Raw genomic sequence first — 12,917 nt, forward strand, 5'->3', positions numbered from 1 at the left:
ACTTCTTCCTTAGCGTATCGAATTCTCCACACTTCGACAACAAAAAACGCACCCCGTCATGGAGTGCGTCACAGCTTATTGTTCAATCAACCAGTTCGCAAGTACTTCTGCTTCTTCAGCCGTTGCAAGACCTGCTGGCATTGCACCTTTACCGTTTACAGCGATGTTTGCGATTTCTTCAGCTGAAAGGCGTTCACCAACACCAGTAAGTGCAGGACCGACGCCACCCTCAAGGTTTCCGCCGTGGCAACCTGTGCAACCTTTCGCTGCATACAATTCTTCTGGATTCATTTCAGTGACTGATGGACCTTCAGCCGCTTGTTGCGCCTGATTCACCCCAAAATACGATAATGATACCATGGCAATAATTGCGACGATTGCGATTGCCGCAAACGGTAACAATGGATTACGCATTGTAGTTCCCCCTCATGTTCATTCCAAATTTCTATCCAACACTATTTTACTCAAAAAATAATAAAGAAGGAAGGAAAATCACTCATTTTCCTCCCTTTCTTCTAAAACTTCACACTTTATTCAAATATGAACTTAATCGAGGAAGTCTTTCAAGCGTTTCGAACGACTTGGATGACGTAATTTCCGGAGGGCTTTCGCCTCGATTTGACGAATCCGTTCACGGGTGACGCCGAACACTTTTCCTACTTCTTCTAGTGTGCGTGTACGGCCATCGTCTAAGCCGAAACGGAGACGGAGGACATTTTCCTCGCGGTCCGTCAACGTGTCCAATACGTCTTCTAATTGTTCTTTCAACAATTCGTAAGCTGCCGCATCTTGTGGTGCCATCGCATCTTGGTCTTCGATGAAATCACCGAGATGTGAATCGTCCTCTTCTCCAATTGGTGTTTCAAGAGATACAGGTTCTTGGGCAATCTTCAAAATCTCACGCACTTTTTCAGGTGTGAGTTCCATCTCTTTGGCAATCTCTTCAGGAGATGGTTCACGGCCGAGATCTTGAAGCAATTGGCGCTGCACACGAATGAGCTTGTTAATCGTTTCGACCATGTGCACCGGAATCCGAATTGTACGAGCTTGGTCGGCAATCGCACGTGTAATAGCCTGACGGATCCACCATGTGGCGTATGTCGAGAATTTGAACCCTTTCATGTAGTCGAATTTTTCGACCGCTTTGATGAGTCCCATGTTCCCTTCTTGAATCAAATCAAGGAAAAGCATTCCACGTCCGACATAACGTTTCGCAATCGAAACGACAAGACGTAGGTTCGCTTCTGCGAGACGCTTCTTCGCTTCTTCATCCCCTTGTTCGATTCGTTTAGCGAGCTCTGTCTCGTCTTTTGCACTGAGAAGATCGACGCGTCCGATTTCTTTCAAATACATGCGAACCGGATCGTTGATTTTAATACCTGGGGGTACCGATAAATCATTTAAATCGACTTCTTCATCTTCTTTTTTCGCAGGTGTTTCTTCTGCGTCCGCCGCATCCTCTGTGACACGGATATCTTTCGCTTCTAAATCTTCGATGAAGTTATCGATGAAATCCGAATCCACCTCAAAGTGACTGAGGCGATCTTGGATTGCTTGCATTGAGACGACGCCTTTTTTCTTACCTAATTTCTCAAGCTCTTCTATGGCGTTAAATAAATCCTCTTTCTTCTTCTCTGCCATTTAGCAGTTCAACTCCTTCCAAACTTCATCCACGATCATCGTTCTCGAAGACGACGACTACGGGCAATCAATTCTTGTAGCTTGGACGCCTGGTCTACAATACTTTCGGCGTCTTGAGCGATTTCCCTTTTTGCACGCTCAATTTGACGTTGCTCCTCATAACTGTTTATGACCCGAATGTATTCGTCTAAAACCTCTTCAGACAGTTCATCCGGTCCAGCCATCAGTCGAATCTCCGCAAAGCGCATCGCATAGTCGGGGCGTTGATCGCAATAACGCTCCATAAACGGTAGCGTAACTTGATCAAATTCATCTTGCGTCATCGTGTCGGACACGATTTCATATAATGCCGAGCTCAACATACGATGAGTTTCATCCTGATAACCAAGACCCAAACGGTCACGTACAAAACGAACTTGTTCCGGCCCCGTCAACATCGCACGTAACAAGTACTTCTCTGCTTTCATCCAACGAGGCTCACCTGTTTTACTCGAACGTTTTCGTATCGGCTCCACAGGTTCCATCGCACGGGCGGGAGTTGATTCGCTTGACGTCGGACGAGGAATTCTCGAACGAAGCGTCTCTAGTGGAATGTCAAACTCATCCGACAATTTTTTCACGTATAAATCTCTTCGAATCGAATCATTTGTCTTGCCGATCTCTTCAAGCATAGATTCAATAAAGCGAATGCGTTCTCCTTCTCGGTTCAAGTTTTTTCCTCGCCGATGCATCCGGTTCATAAAATCAAGAATGCTCAACTGCTCCGTCTCGACAAATTGTTGCCAATGAGTAGCCCCGTGTTGCCGAATATAATCATCCGGGTCCGTCTTTTCGGGTAATGGTAAAACTTGAACATCTAGTGGGGATGTCTCTAATAAACGAATGACTTTTTGTGTCGCCTCTTGTCCCGCATGGTCCCCGTCATAGCAGATGATCACCTCTTCTACGATTCGGGATAAGGCCCTTGCGTGTTGTGGGGAGAACGCAGTACCAAGTGAGGCCACGACCTCTTGAGTTCCGGCTTGAGCAACTTGTAACACGTCCACGTTCCCTTCCACGAGGAAGACACGTTTTTTCTTACGCATCGTCGCCCGGGCTTGAGAGAATCCAAATAATAATTCACTCTTATTGAATAATGGCGTTTCAGCCGTATTCACGTATTTAGGTTGTCTGTCATCAATCGCGCGTCCACTGAAGCCAACGATGGTGCCGTCTCGATCCGCAATCGGAAAGACGACCCGTCCTTCAAATCGGTCAAAATATTCACCGGACTTCGACTTTGAAATCAAACCCGCTTCAACCATCACTTCTAAATCAAACCCGCGCCGCTCCAACAACTCGACAGTAAAGCGTCGTTGGTCTGGGGCAAATCCAATTTTGTATTGCGCCATCGTATCTTCAGACAGATCCCGATTTCGCAAGTACGATAAGCCTACTTCGCCAGCCTCCGTTTTCATCAACACTTCGTGATACAGGTCAGCGACAAGCCGATGCGCATCCCGCATCTGTTTACGCCAAACTTGTTCACGCGTCAATTCCTCGTCGCCTTGAATACCATCTACTGAAATATTCGCACGTGTGGCGAGGCGCTCGACTGTCTCAGGAAAGGACAAGCCCTCTGTTTCCATCACGAATGTAAACACATTCCCTCCGGCACCGCAACCGAAACAGTGATACATTCCCTTTTCGGGTGAAACGGAAAAGGACGGTGAGTTTTCAGAATGAAACGGACACAATCCAACGAGACGATGTCCCTGTTTCTTCAGTTCGACTCGTTCACCAATCAGTTCAACGATATCAGTCGCTTGCTTCACTTCTGCGATGACTTCATCTGGTATACGTGGCATCTTGACCACTCCCTGTTTCCAATCTCGCAACGAAACGGAACGCTGATCACGTTCCGTTTCACTGTACTGTCAATACTCTATTATACCCTCTTGAGGCAATGATTACTATTTGAAACACTTACTCGATTCAGTCGTCTCTCGATTGCTCAAGATGTCGTAAAATAATACCCGCTGTCTCTTCGACGGCTTTATTCGTCACATCAATCACATCACAACCGATTCGTTCATAAATCCCACGTGCATACTCGAGTTCGCGATTGATTCGCTCGAGCTGTGCATAATCGGCTTCCGGTTTTAACCCAAGTGACTTGAGGCGCTCCATTCGAATCGAAATCAATTTTTCTGGAGAGATGATTAGTCCGACACACCGTTCTGCAGGTAAATCAAATAATTCCTCAGGAGGTCGTGATTCCGGGACAAGTGGCACGTTCGCGACCTTATATCGTTTTAGTGCCAAATATTGTGATAGCGGCGTCTTTGATGTTCGTGACACACCGACGAGTACGATGTCGGCTTTCTTCAACCCTCGTGGGTCTCGACCATCATCGTATTTAACGGCAAATTCCATCGCCTCGATTTTCCGGAAATAATCGTCATCCAATCGATAGATGAGACCCGGCTTTTCACGAGGCGCTTCTTTCAGCTGTCCGGATAATACGTCGAGTAAATCGCCGAGTAGATCAACTGTCTTGACGTGATGCTCATCACCGAGTCGCATCAGAAGGGCGCGATGCTCTTCATTGACGAGTGTGAATGCAATAATCGCGTGCTGCGCCTTCGCTTGCGTGACGACATCGATAATCGTCTGCTCATCTTCGACGAACGGGATGCGAAGGGTTTCAATCGCATTCTCATGGAATTGGATACTCGCTGCACGGACGACGAGTTCACAAGTTTCCCCGACCGAGTCACTTACAACGAACACGAGTTGTTTCGTAGTCAATTCAGTTTCCTCCTCAGATCGACTCATCGTTCGCTAACGCAATGAGCACCTTCGTCATATTAGTCTTCGTCATTCGTCCAAGCACAATCAGTTTCCCATCTTTTTCTTCCACGACGGGCATGGCATCGATTTGTTTCTCAATCAATTTCATACCAGCACGAATCAACGTTTCGGATTTCTCACATACCGTAATGTTTGGCATACGGGTCATGATGACGTTAACTGGTAATTGATCTAAGTCTTGATTCCCAATGGCCGCACGAAGGAGATCTTTCCGAGAAAGTACCCCGACCAACTCTCGGTCACGCCCGACAACGAATAAAGATCCCACATCTTCTAAGAATAACGTGACAATCGCATCATATACCGTCATCTCATCTCGGACGACTTTCGCAGAAGACATAAAATCTCCTACGGTAAGTGAATCAAGTTTTTCTCGGAGCATCGACGAATTTCGTTTGCCAACGAACGTGTAGCCGACACGAGGTCTAGCTTCAAGTATTCCTGTCATCGTCAAAATGGCAAGGTCTGGCCGTAGGGTCGCACGCGTCAACGACAACTCTTGAGCGATGTGCTCCCCTGTAATCGGTCCATTTTCCTTCACAATTTCAACGATTTTTTGTTGGCGTTCATTCAGTTGCATAGCCAACCCCCTCTAGTTTGTTTAGAGTACGAGCGCGTTGAAGTCTGCGACACTCTTAATCGTCGTTGCAAGTCGGTTCATTTCATGGAGACGATTTTGGCGAATGGCCTCGTCCTCACTCATGACCATTGTATGTTCGAAATACATCATAATCGGTGTTTCGAGCGTTTGAAGAAGTTGTAACGCTTTGTTGTAATCACCCGTTTGAACGGCCTTCATCGTTTCAGAAGCTATTTGTTCTATTGCTTCGTGTAACGCAACTTCTTGATCATTCTCAAACAAGGCAGGGTCGACGTCACCCAATTCACCTTTTTTCGAGATGTTGACGACACGTGATAACTGTTCAATCAACGCTTTCGCATCGTTCGATACAAAGTCTTGAATCGCGTGGGCACGAGCATCCAAACGATCGACCGTAAGCGTTGTTGTCAATACAGCATCAATCACATCATAACGAACCTGTTGCTCTTGTAGGCGATATTTCAAGCGTAGTTTGAAGAATTCATCAAGTTGTGCTTTAACTTGTTCTTTATCGGCTTCATAGAGTCCTGCTTCTAGTTGCAATTCGACAACTTTTGAAAGAAGTTTGTCGATTGATAGGTCGATCTTCCAATCCCCAAGAATTTGAACGACACCTTGGGCCTGGCGACGAAGCGCGAACGGGTCTTGTGAACCACTCGGAATCATACCGATACCAAAGAATGCGGCAATCGAGTCCAGTTTGTCAGAAAGGGCGAGCACAGCACCTGTCGCCGTTTCGGGAGAGGCATCTCCTGCGAAGCGTGGCATATAGTGTTCACGGATTGCAGCCGCGACTTCCTTGTCCTCACCTTGCTGAAGCGCATACTTTTCACCCATGATGCCTTGAAGTTCTGTAAACTCATATACCATTTGACTGACGAGGTCAAACTTATGAATCGCACCAGCACGATTTACTTTTTCGAGGTCAGCTTTAAATAACGGCGCAAGCGACTTCGCGATTTCTGTTACACGACGCGTTTTTGCTCCAGTCGTTCCCAATTTTTCATGGAAGACGATGCGGTCAAGACGACCGAGCTGATCATCAATCTTCGTCTTTTTGTCCTCTTCATAGAAGAACACGGCATCCGCAAGACGCGCACGAATGACTTTTTCATTCCCGCGTGCGACATTCTCAAGATGGTCGGCATTCCCATTTCGAACGGTAACGAAATAATTTTTTAACGTACCATCGATATAGACCGGGAAATAGCGTTGGTGCTCTTTCATCGTCGTGATGAGTACCTCTTCCGGTAAATCCAGATATGTCTCATCAAACTCACCAAAGAGTGCAGTCGGCCACTCAACTAAGTTTGTTACTTCTTCTAACAAGTCAGCATCAAGTGGAATCGTCCATCCTTGTTTCGCGGCAAGCTCTTGAATTTGACGTTCGATTTCGGCTTTACGCGTCTCGTAGTTTGCCATGACGAAGGCAGCTTCTAGTGCTTCTACGTATTCACCAGATGAGTTGACGACAAAGTCTCCTTTACTGAGGAAGCGATGACCTCGTGTCACATTATTCGTTTTCACGCCTTCGATTGTGAAGTCGATGATGTCTTGACCAAAGAGGGCGATCAACCAACGAATCGGGCGCATATACCGTAAACTGCTCGTTCCCCACTTCATATTTTTCGGGAACGTCATGCTACGGACTACGTCTTCAAGTCCGTTTAATAACGAAACTGTTTCTTGTCCTTTTTCATGACGCTCTGCGAAGACGTACTCGACTCCCTTTTCTTCTGCGAAATAAAGGTCCTCTACCGTGAGTCCACGACCGCGAGCAAAACCTTGCGCCGCCTTTGACCAGTTGCCTTCCGCATCTTGCGCAATCTTCTTGGCCGGTCCACGAAGGGTTTCTGTCAAGTCTTGTTGTGTTTCGGCTACATCACGAACGATGACAGCCAAACGGCGTGGTGTCGAGTACACTTCGATTGAGCCAAAATCAACACGCGCCTCTTTTAAAAACGCATCAACACGTTCCGCCAGCTGTTTCTCTGAACGTAAGACATATTGAGCTGGTAGTTCCTCTAATCCAATCTCTAACAAAAGGTCACGCATTCAAGTCACCTGCTTTCTCTTGTTTCAAAAGTGGGAAACCAAGGCGTTCCCGTTCTTCAATAAATTTAGCGGCACACGCACGTGACATATTTCGGACACGTTGGATAAACCCTGTACGTTCTGTCACAGAAATAGCGCCTTTTGCGTCCAACAAGTTGAACGTATGCGAACATTTTAAAATGTAGTCGTATGCAGGGAAGACAAGGTTTTCTTCAAGCGCACGTTTCGCTTCTTTCTCATACGTATCAAATAACGTGAACAACATATCAACATCAGACAGTTCGAACGTATATTTCGAATGTTCAAATTCAGGTTGATAGAAGATGTCGCCGTATTTGAATCCATCTGTCCAAACAAGGTCGAATACACTTTCTACTTCCTGAATATAGGAAGCGAGACGTTCAAGTCCGTATGTGATTTCCACGGCAATCGGGTCACACTCAATTCCACCGACTTGTTGGAAGTACGTGAACTGTGTGATCTCCATTCCGTTCAACCAAACTTCCCAACCGAGACCCGCTGCTCCGAACGTCGGGTTTTCCCAGTTGTCTTCGACGAAACGGATATCATGCTCGAGCGGATTGATACCAATCAATTCAAGACTCTCTAAGTACAACTCCTGAATATTACTCGGTGACGGCTTCATGATCACCTGGAACTGATGGTGTTGATATAGACGGTTCGGGTTTTCCCCGTAACGACCGTCAGCCGGTCGACGTGATGGCTCTGTATAACAAACATTCCATGGTTCCGGACCTAGTGTTCTTAATGTAGTCATCGGGTTCAACGTCCCGGCTCCTTTTTCTACATCGTACGCTTGCATCGTCAAGCAGCCTTTTGACGCCCAAAAGTTTTGTAGCGTGAGAATGATCTCTTGCATAGTCATGTGCTTCATTAATGACACCTCCAATAGTATTGAAACGACAAAAAACGCCCCTATGTGCCTAGCACATAGGGACGGGATTGATTCCCGCGGTTCCACCCTACTTGCCCCTATAATGGGGCCACTCTTAAAAGATGTGGGCGCTCTGGAATCGCCATTCACTCTTCTCATGACGCCCGGCTCACACCAACCCGGACTCGCTTCATTCATGACAGGAAGAGTTACTTTTTTCCTTCATCGCGCACGCTATTTCATTTGTCTAATCGTAACTCATCGTATCGGATTCACCTAAAAAAGTCAATCCTCATTCAGATGAAGTCGAATCATTTGGTCGAGTACTCGCTTCGTCTTTAATCGCAGTCCACTGTATGATTCCATATACGCATCAAAGAGCTGTCGTAAGAGAAGTCTGGACTCATCAGACAATGGTACATTCCGAAACTCTGATAATTCGTGTTTACTCATCAGATAGAGCAATTTCGCAAGGCGCTCTGACAATCGAACGGCACCTTCTTCTTGATGTTTCGCACATAAAAAACCACCTGATGTGACAGAGAAGTACATAGGATCTGTCACATCGCCACATCGGACACATCCAGTCAATACAGGAGACACCCCTAACAGATGTAACATCCTTAATTCAAAATGATGGGTGATTACATCGGCATCCATTCCTGCATTTAATGCTTGGAGTGCATCCTGTAAAATCCGAAACAGTGGACGGTTTTGGACACGATCTTCGACAGAACGGTCAACGAGTTCCAACCAATACATCGCATACGCCATCCGTTCCACATCTTTCCGGATCTCCGGGTATGACGTGACGACATCGGACGATTTCAATTGCGCGAGCCCACGGCTGAATGGAAAGATGTAGACACCTTCCACGAACGGCTGACTCGAGGCATGAAACCGACTGCCTGGTTTCTTTGCGCCTCGCGCCATCATCGCGACTTTGCCAAGTTCCTCTGTAAACAATGTCACGACTTTATTCGATTCCCCATAATTAACGGTGCGAATGACAATTCCCGTGACTTTTTGTAACATGGCTTAATACTCGTCGTCGCGGAAACCAAGGTCACGGAGCTGACCCATTTTGTTACGCCAGTCTTTCTGTACTTTCACCCACAGATTTAAATAGACTTTCGTACCGAGAAGGGCCTCGATATCTTGTCGGGCATCCGTTCCGATTTCACGAAGCATAGCACCTTTTTTCCCGATGATGATTCCTTTTTGCGAATCACGTTCCACCATGATGACGGCTTCGACATCAATCATCTCAGAGTTCTCACGTTTCTTGATCGATTCAATGGCTACAGCAATCGAGTGCGGCACTTCATCGCGTGTCTTATGCAGTACCTTCTCACGAATCATCTCCGAGATGATGAATCGTTCCGGGTGGTCCGTCACTTGATCAGCTGGGTAATACATCGGTCCCTCAGGCAACAATTTCTTGATCTCACCTAAGAGTGGATCGACATTATTCCCTTGTAACGCAGAAATCGGGACATATGCCGCAAAATCCAGTTCATTCGTATATTGTTCAATCACCTTTGGAAGTTCATCCGGATGAATCAAATCGATTTTATTCATGACGAGGATGATCGGTGTATCAAGGCCTTTCAATTTCTCGATGATAAAGTCATCACCGGCACCACGTGGCTCTGTCACGTTCACCATGAATAGAATGGCATCGACCTCGCGAAGAGCGTTCGTCGCCACTTTCATCATGAAATCGCCGAGACGATGCTTCGGCTTATGAATCCCTGGTGTATCGATGAAGATGATTTGAGAATCATCCGTCGTGTACACACCTTGTACTTTATTTCGAGTCGTTTGAGGTTTATCCGACATGATGGCAATCTTTTGCCCGATCACACGGTTGAGGAATGTCGACTTTCCGACGTTCGGTCGGCCGATGATCGACACGAATCCAGATTTAAAATCTTCTTGATACATAGTGCACCTGCTTTCTCCATTTCAGAACTATTAGTATAGCATGTTCCATAGCCGAGGACCGAATATTATGAGTGCCGTTACGGCAGCACCTGCGGAAGCGACCAATACGGACCCCGCGGCTACATCTTTCGCTTGCTTCGCAAGGGGATGGACGTCCTTTGTCACGAGATCGACCGTTCGTTCAATCGCAGTGTTCATCATCTCTAAACTGATGATGGCAACGACCCATATCAGTAAGATGACATTCTCGATTCGAGTCGTTTGTAGCCATATTGCAAAGACGAAAACGAGTAACGCTGATATGAGATGTAGTCGCATATTTCGTTCTGTTCGAATGGCATGGAACAAGCCGACACATGCTACACGGAACGGTTTCACACGTTGCCTCTCTTCAATTCGAAGTGAGTGAGCACTTCCTCTTGTCTCGCGGTCATTTCCGCTTCTTCCTCAGGTGTCATATGATCATACCCAAGAAGATGAAGGAATCCGTGGATTGCTAAAAAGCCAAGCTCCCGCTCAAACGAATGACCATAGTCAGCCGCCTGCTCCCGACAACGTTCGACTGAGATGACTAAATCACCGAGAAGATGTGGTTCATCTTCATCGAGCATGAAATCCATCTCGTCATCCCCCATCTCATCAAATGCAAAGCTGATGACATCGGTCGGTGCGTCTTTGCCTCGCCACTCCCGGTTTACCTCATGAATTTCGGCATTCGTCAAATACGTGACCGACAGTTCACTTGGTTCTTCCACCTCTTCTAACTGTGCGGCGTGTTGTAGAATCGACTCGACGAGTTCGATTTGAGATGTTGTTAACAATTCATGTTCATCGTTCGAGATGATTTGCATGTAGTTCTCCCTCTTTCTTTAATTCTGGGTATTCGATTCGTTCATGAAATAATCCGGTCAACGTCTCACAGGCACTTTCACCGACGCGCCAAATTTCTCGTGTCGTCAATTCACAGTCTTCAAACTGACCATCCGCCAACTTATCTCGAATGATGGCGCGAACGAGCATTCGAATCTTCTCGGGTGTCGGTTGTTTCTGTGAACGGACGGCCGCTTCAATCGAGTCGACAATCATGACGACCGCTGCTTCACGAGTTTGTGGCTTCGGTCCAGGATAACGGAAGCGAGACTCGACTACATCTTTTTCGTGTTCTTCTTTCGCTTTCACGAAGAAATATTTTAATAGAGACGTCCCGTGATGTTGCTCGGCGATATCGATGATTTCTTTCGGCAATTTATACCGTCGCAACAAATCGGCCCCATCATAAGGATGGGCCATAATGATATCCGCCGATTCTTCAGGTGTCAGGCGATCATGAGGATTCCCTCCACCTTGCTGATTTTCGATGAAATGAAGCGGACGCTCCGTCTTTCCTAGATCATGATAATAGCTCGCGACACGCGCGAGGAGACCATCTGCGCCAATCGCCTCACATGCGGACTCTGCCAAGTTCGCCACCATCATACTATGGTGATACGTACCGGGTGCCTCCATCAAAAGCTTACGTAACAATGGATGGGTCGGGCTCATCAATTCAACAAGTCGACCAGATGATAGGACGCCGAACCATGGTTCTAAGAAGGGTAAGAAACCAAATGTCAAAACAATCGACAATAGGGCGCTGATGACGGCAAATCCTGAAAGATACATCGCCATTTCCCAAGAAACTTGCACGTTCCGTAGTAAGAGTAAGGCAATCACCATGATGATGTTGACGAGACCGAGAAACACGCCCGACAAGAATAAACGCTTTCGCTGAATTTTCGGTTCAACCAAAAAGACGGCTAAAAAACTACCTGTCGCAACGTATACCAACGTCATGAAATTTGTGCTTTGCCCGAATGTGACGACGATACTCCCGGCAATCATTGTGATGAAAGCTGAAGCGAGAGCGACTCGCTCATCAATCAAAATGCGTAAGAGTAAGACGACAAATGCGGTTGGCGCCAAGATATAGGCATATGTCGTATAGTCGACGCCGATGTACCCGACCCCAAAGAAGATGCCAAGTTGTAACAGCAATAACCCATACACCGTCACTAAGATTTTTGGACTTAGCAACAAATCTTTAATCTTCGAGCGAATCAGCATGAATAAAAAACCGCCTGTTAATAAGGCACTTAGTAAAAACGATCCAAATAATGGAGCGAGAGAGCGGTTCGGGTCAATGGCGCCTGATAATTCAAGCTTCCGGTACGTTTCCCGCGTGACAACCTCTCCCTGACTGACGAGGAGCTGCCCCTCCTGAATGATTACCGGGTCAACTGCATCCACGGCTTCCTGCTCTTTTTGACGTGTTGCTTCAGAATCGAACACGTAGTTCGGAACGATGAGCTCATCACTCAACGTCTTTGAGATCGCTCGAAATTCGAACGAGAGAGGTGATTGGTCGATAATGGCAGCGGCACGGTCTCGCGCTGCCGCGACGGCCTCATTGCTCGTTTCAATCCGATTATCCATCACTTGCTGTAATGCGGTCACAGTCACGTCCTCGACCGTTTGACGCGTATCTTCACTCGCTTCAAGAAGCGAGTTCAATTCCTCATCAGCGAGTACCCCGTTCGCCTCTGTGGAATTTAGACGGTTTTTAATGTCCGCTAGTTCCGTGTCGTCATCTGTCTTGTCGAACGCTGCAAACAATTGCTCGACTTTAGCGATTTGTTGGTCTGCAAATTCTTTTCTCAATGAGAATTGACTGCCGACACCATTTGTTACTTCTTGTTTCAATCGTTCTGTCGCAACACGGTCCTCAACCGTGATCGGAGACCGGATATCCTGTTCGGCAATCCCGAGCGGTTCCACACTGATGATGGATGGGCGCACGGTAAAGTATAGAATGGCACCTAATAAGAGAAAGAAAATCAACGAGATGGTCGCGACTGTCCAGTTTTTAGCTTGCTGCATTCGTGCCCC

Annotated in this window: 12 protein-coding genes; all 12 read right to left on the reverse strand. The window is 46.8% G+C overall.

Annotated elements, in window-relative coordinates; translation table 11 throughout:
* Nucleotides 1-75 precede the first annotated feature (75 nt).
* Nucleotides 76-414, reverse strand: a complete 339-nt coding sequence (gene cccA, locus KNO90_RS02075; protein WP_214741216.1) for a cytochrome c550 — start codon at nucleotides 412-414, stop codon at nucleotides 76-78.
* Nucleotides 415-546: 132 nt separating this feature from the next.
* Nucleotides 547-1,641, reverse strand: a complete 1,095-nt coding sequence (gene rpoD / locus KNO90_RS02080) for an RNA polymerase sigma factor RpoD (RefSeq protein WP_012726640.1) — start codon at nucleotides 1,639-1,641, stop codon at nucleotides 547-549.
* Nucleotides 1,642-1,676: 35 nt separating this feature from the next.
* Nucleotides 1,677-3,488 carry a DNA primase gene (dnaG, locus tag KNO90_RS02085; RefSeq protein WP_214741218.1) on the reverse strand — a complete coding sequence of 604 codons (1,812 nt, stop codon included), beginning with the start codon at nucleotides 3,486-3,488 and terminating at the stop codon, nucleotides 1,677-1,679.
* A 127-nt stretch (nucleotides 3,489-3,615) separates the two neighbouring features.
* Nucleotides 3,616-4,458: a pyruvate, water dikinase regulatory protein gene (locus KNO90_RS02090; protein WP_215112914.1), complete on the reverse strand. Its 843-nt coding sequence runs from the start codon at nucleotides 4,456-4,458 to the stop codon at nucleotides 3,616-3,618.
* Nucleotides 4,445-5,074 carry a transcriptional regulator CcpN gene (gene ccpN, locus KNO90_RS02095; protein WP_214741222.1) on the reverse strand — a complete coding sequence of 210 codons (630 nt, stop codon included), beginning with the start codon at nucleotides 5,072-5,074 and terminating at the stop codon, nucleotides 4,445-4,447. The genes KNO90_RS02090 and ccpN overlap by 14 nt, the downstream gene beginning before the upstream one ends.
* 21 nt (nucleotides 5,075-5,095) lie before the next feature.
* Nucleotides 5,096-7,150, reverse strand: coding sequence for a glycine--tRNA ligase subunit beta (glyS, locus tag KNO90_RS02100; RefSeq protein WP_215112915.1), 2,055 nt, complete (start codon nucleotides 7,148-7,150; stop codon nucleotides 5,096-5,098).
* Nucleotides 7,143-8,036: a glycine--tRNA ligase subunit alpha gene (glyQ, locus tag KNO90_RS02105; protein WP_214775361.1), complete on the reverse strand. Its 894-nt coding sequence runs from the start codon at nucleotides 8,034-8,036 to the stop codon at nucleotides 7,143-7,145. Before glyQ ends, glyS begins: the two co-directional genes overlap by 8 nt.
* Before the next feature lie 294 nt (nucleotides 8,037-8,330).
* Nucleotides 8,331-9,080: a DNA repair protein RecO gene (recO, locus tag KNO90_RS02110; protein WP_215112916.1), complete on the reverse strand. Its 750-nt coding sequence runs from the start codon at nucleotides 9,078-9,080 to the stop codon at nucleotides 8,331-8,333.
* A gap of 3 nt (nucleotides 9,081-9,083) precedes the next feature.
* Entirely contained in the window at nucleotides 9,084-9,992 is a 909-nt protein-coding gene (era, locus tag KNO90_RS02115; protein WP_214741228.1) for a GTPase Era, read from the reverse strand.
* 30 nt (nucleotides 9,993-10,022) lie between these two features.
* Nucleotides 10,023-10,370, reverse strand: coding sequence for a diacylglycerol kinase family protein (locus tag KNO90_RS02120; protein ID WP_214741229.1), 348 nt, complete (start codon nucleotides 10,368-10,370; stop codon nucleotides 10,023-10,025).
* Nucleotides 10,367-10,843, reverse strand: coding sequence for an rRNA maturation RNase YbeY (gene ybeY, locus KNO90_RS02125; protein WP_074036606.1), 477 nt, complete (start codon nucleotides 10,841-10,843; stop codon nucleotides 10,367-10,369). The genes KNO90_RS02120 and ybeY overlap by 4 nt, the downstream gene beginning before the upstream one ends.
* Nucleotides 10,821-12,908 (reverse strand): HD family phosphohydrolase, encoded by a 2,088-nt coding sequence (locus KNO90_RS02130; RefSeq protein WP_215112917.1) that lies wholly within the window; start codon nucleotides 12,906-12,908, stop codon nucleotides 10,821-10,823. The genes ybeY and KNO90_RS02130 overlap by 23 nt, the downstream gene beginning before the upstream one ends.
* Nucleotides 12,909-12,917: the final 9 nt, after the last annotated feature.

Origin of the sequence: Exiguobacterium sp. s63, assembly GCF_018617335.1 — a bacterium.
Taxonomy (GTDB): Bacteria; Bacillota; Bacilli; order Exiguobacteriales; family Exiguobacteriaceae; genus Exiguobacterium.

Coding starts and splice junctions, on each gene's coding strand:
- ccpN (WP_214741222.1), bottom strand. CDS start 5,074: ATGCAACTGAATGAACGCCAACAAAAAATCGTTGAAATTGTGAAGGAA.
- rpoD (WP_012726640.1), bottom strand. CDS start 1,641: ATGGCAGAGAAGAAGAAAGAGGATTTATTTAACGCCATAGAAGAGCTT.
- glyQ (WP_214775361.1), bottom strand. CDS start 8,036: ATGACTATGCAAGAGATCATTCTCACGCTACAAAACTTTTGGGCGTCA.
- dnaG (WP_214741218.1), bottom strand. CDS start 3,488: ATGCCACGTATACCAGATGAAGTCATCGCAGAAGTGAAGCAAGCGACT.
- KNO90_RS02130 (WP_215112917.1), bottom strand. CDS start 12,908: ATGCAGCAAGCTAAAAACTGGACAGTCGCGACCATCTCGTTGATTTTC.
- KNO90_RS02090 (WP_215112914.1), bottom strand. CDS start 4,458: ATGAGTCGATCTGAGGAGGAAACTGAATTGACTACGAAACAACTCGTG.
- cccA (WP_214741216.1), bottom strand. CDS start 414: ATGCGTAATCCATTGTTACCGTTTGCGGCAATCGCAATCGTCGCAATT.
- ybeY (WP_074036606.1), bottom strand. CDS start 10,843: ATGCAAATCATCTCGAACGATGAACATGAATTGTTAACAACATCTCAA.
- era (WP_214741228.1), bottom strand. CDS start 9,992: ATGTATCAAGAAGATTTTAAATCTGGATTCGTGTCGATCATCGGCCGA.
- glyS (WP_215112915.1), bottom strand. CDS start 7,150: ATGCGTGACCTTTTGTTAGAGATTGGATTAGAGGAACTACCAGCTCAA.
- recO (WP_215112916.1), bottom strand. CDS start 9,080: ATGTTACAAAAAGTCACGGGAATTGTCATTCGCACCGTTAATTATGGG.